General features: G+C 75.0%; 3 protein-coding genes. All 3 read right to left on the minus strand.

Features of this window, described 5'->3' with window-relative positions:
* Positions 1 to 66: 66 nt before the first annotated feature.
* Positions 67 to 738, minus strand: a complete 672-nt coding sequence (locus HGA02_RS13175; RefSeq protein WP_168679392.1) for a maleylpyruvate isomerase N-terminal domain-containing protein — start codon at positions 736 to 738, stop codon at positions 67 to 69.
* A gap of 115 nt (positions 739 to 853) precedes the next feature.
* Positions 854 to 2986: a 3-hydroxyacyl-CoA dehydrogenase NAD-binding domain-containing protein gene (locus HGA02_RS13180; protein WP_168679393.1), complete on the minus strand. Its 2133-nt coding sequence runs from the start codon at positions 2984 to 2986 to the stop codon at positions 854 to 856.
* On the minus strand, positions 2983 to 3551 hold a 569-nt coding region (locus HGA02_RS13185), incomplete at its 5' end, for a thiolase family protein (RefSeq protein ID WP_168679394.1). The genes HGA02_RS13185 and HGA02_RS13180, both read right to left, overlap by 4 nt.

A 3551-nucleotide genomic window follows, 5' to 3' on the forward strand; every position in this document is an offset into this window, starting at 1 on the left:
CCGCGGCGCGGTGACGCCCTGGGGGCGGAGGCACGCCCACGGTGCGCCTCCGCCGCCCCGGGGGTGTCAGAACGCCGCGACGGTGCCGGGTGCGCGCTGCGGGCGGGACAGCGTCCTGACCAGGGCGTCCTGGCCGTGGCGGCGCAGCGCGAGGTCGGACAGCAGGCGGACGACCGGCACGAGCGTCGCGGCGTCGAACTGCGGCGTCGGCAGCCCGACGCTCGAGGCCAGGTCGTCGCTGTGCACGACGATCTCCATGAACCGGGTGACGAGGAAGTCGTCGGTCGTCAGGGCGGCCCCCGTCCACGGCAGCACGACGACGTCGGGCGCGGCGGCGAGCACGTCGTCGAGGCGGCCCAGGATCTCGCGGGCCTCGGCCGCGACGGCGTCCGGGCCGACGGCCGCCTCGTCCTCGGACCGCGTCCGCACGCCCACGTTCGCCGGCCCGTCGAGGTCCTGCTGGATCCACGCCGCCTGCGCGTAGTGCTGGTCGACCGTGAGGGGCTCGGCGTCGACCTCGGCCCGCGGGCCCGTGAGCACCTCGACGACGCGCAGCGGCTGGACGACGAGATGGCGCGCGAGCGCACCGACGCTCATGCCCGCGCACGACGACTCGGCGTCCCAGGCCGCGGCCACCTCGGGCCGCGCGACGAGGTCGACGAGCAGGCGGGTCGCGGGGATCAGGGCGGTCCGGTCGAGGTCACCGGCGAACGTCAGGGGCGGCAGCGTGGTCGGCACCCGGCCACCCTCGCGCACCGCGGTGACCTGGCGCAACGCGCGTCCGTCGCAGCGGACGACGAAGGCCCGCGACCGGCTGTCGGGGACGAGCAGCCGGTCGCGGGCCTCGGGGACGTCAGCGGGTCGGGACGTTCGCCACGCCGTCGGGCAGGAGCCGACGGCCGAGGACCTTCTCGCTGTAGCCGGTGCGGTCGAGGTGCGGCGTGATGCCGCCCAGGTGGAAGCCCCAGCCGGCGCCGAGGATCATGCAGAGGTCGATCTGCTGCGGCGTCGCGACGACGCCCTCGTCGAGCATGTGCCCGATCTCGACGGTGAGCGCCGTGAGGACCGCGTCGAGCACGCCGGCCTCGTCGAGCGGCGTCGCGGCGACCTCGACCTCGCGGGCCGCGTCGAAGACCGCCTGGATGGCGGGGTCGACGGGCTTCGGCAGGCCCTTGGCCGGGGCGTCCAGCACGACGCGCGTGCCGTCGGCGACGAGCTTCTCCAGGCCGGGCGACCGCGGGAACCGGTCGCCGAGGTCCTCGCGCAGCGACGTGAGGACGTGCAGGCCGACGGCCGGCCCGACCAGGTCGAAGAGCTCGAACGGCGGCATCGGCAGGCCGAGCGGCCGCAGCGCGCGGTCGGCGACGTCGACGGGCGTGCCGTGCTCGACCGCGTCGACGATCACGCCGAGGAGCAGCACGAGCAGCCGGTTGACGACGAAGCCCGGCCGGTCGGCCACGAGCACCGCGGTCTTGCGGAGCTTCGCGACGACCGCGAACCCGGTCGCGAGCGCCTCCGCGGACGTGTGCTCGGCCTGCACGACCTCGACCAGCGGCATCGCCGCGACGGGGTTGAAGAAGTGCAGCCCGACGACACGCTCGGGGTGCTGCAGGTCGGCCGCCATCGCGGACACGGACAGCGCGGACGTGTTCGTCGCGAGGACCGTCGTGGGGGCCACGACGGTCTCGAGCTCGGCGAACACGCGCTTCTTGAGGTCGAGGATCTCGGTGACGGCCTCGACGACCAGGTCGCACGACGCGAGGTCCTGGAGGTCGGTCGTGCCCGTGATCGCCCCGACGACGCGCGCGCCGGCCGACTCGCTCATCCGGCCGGTCGAGACGAGCCGCTCGACCGTGCTGCGGACCGTCGCGAGGCCCTTCTCGACGCGCTCGTCGTCGAGGTCGCGCATGACGACCGGCACGCCGAGCCGCTGGGAGAACAGCAGCGCGATCTGCGCGGCCATGAGCCCGGCGCCCACGATGCCGACGCGCGTCACGGGCTGGGCCAGCGAGGCGTCGGGCGCGCCGACCGGCTTCTTGCCGCCCGAGACGAGGCCGAACGCGTAGACGCTCGCGCGCATCTCGTCGCTCATGATGAGGTCGGCCAGCGCCGTGTCCTCGGCGGCGAACGCCTCCTCGCGGGTCGCCGTGCGGGCGGCCGCGACCAGGTCGAGCGCGCGGTACGGCGCCGGGCGCGAACCGTGCACGACCGCGTCGAGACGCTGCCGCGCCGCGGCGACGACGCCGTCCCACAGGTGCTCGGGGTCGAGCGGACGACGCTCGACGACGACCTCGCCCGACAGCACGCGCGCTGCCCACCGCACGGACTCCTCGAGGAAGTCGGCGGGGTCGAGCACGACGTCGACGAGCCCGATCTTCGCGGCCTCGCCCGCCGCGAACGGCTTGTTGGTCGCGGGGCGCATGAGGATGACCTCGAGCGCCTTCTCGACCCCGACGAGCCGCGGCACGAGGTACGCGCCGCCCCAGCCCGGGACGAGCCCGAGGCCGGTCTCCGGCAGCGCGAGCGCGCGCACGTCGGACGCGACGGTGCGGTAGTCGCAGTTGAGCGCGAGCTCCAGGCCGCCGCCGAGAGCGACGCCGTTGACGAACGCGAACGTCGGGACGCCCATGTCGTGCAGCAGCCCGTACGCGGCGTGCCCACCACGCCCGAGCTCCAGCGCGGTGTCGTGGTCGGTCACCGTCGCGACCTGCGTGAGATCGGCGCCCGCGGCCAGGAAGTACGGCTTGCCGGTCACGGCGACGGCCTGCACCTCGCCCGCTCGCACGCGCTCGCGGACCGTCGTCAGCGCGGCGGTCAGCTCGGCGATGCCGAGCGGGCCGAGCGTCGTCGGCTTGGTGTGGTCGAGGCCGTTGTCGATCGTGACGAGCGCGAGCGTCCCGGCACCGCCGGGCAACGTCACGTCCCGGACCAGCGCGTGCGACACGCGCTCGGCGCGGGGCTGCGGGGCGTCGGGCGTCGTGCTCACTGCTGGCCTCCGTCGGTCGCGACGTACTCGGGGTGGTGCGGGTTCTCCCAGATCACGGTGCCGCCCTGGCCGAGGCCGACGCACATCGTCGTCAGGCCGTAGCGGACCTCGGGGTGCTCCTCGAACTGGCGCGCGAGCTGCGTCATGAGGCGCACGCCCGACGACGCGAGCGGGTGCCCGACGGCGATCGCGCCGCCGTACGGGTTGACGCGCGGGTCGTCGTCGGCGATGCCGAACGCGTCGAGGAACGCGAGCACCTGCACCGCGAACGCCTCGTTGATCTCGAACAGGCCGATGTCGTCGATCGTGAGGCCCGCGCGGTCGAGCGCCTTGCGCGTGGCCGGCACCGGACCGACGCCCATGATCTCGGGCTCGACGCCCGCGTACGCGAACGCGACGAGCCGCATGCGCGGGGTCAGGCCGAGCTCGGCGGCGGTGTCCTCGGCGGCGAGCAGGCACGACGCGGCGCCGTCGGTGAGCGGTGCGGACGTGCCCGCGGTGACGCGGCCACCCGGGCGGAAGGGCGTCGGCAGAGCGCCGATCCCCTCGACGGTCGTGCCGGGTC

Source organism: Cellulomonas septica (genome assembly GCF_012396155.1).
Taxonomy (GTDB): domain Bacteria; phylum Actinomycetota; class Actinomycetes; order Actinomycetales; family Cellulomonadaceae; genus Cellulomonas; species Cellulomonas septica.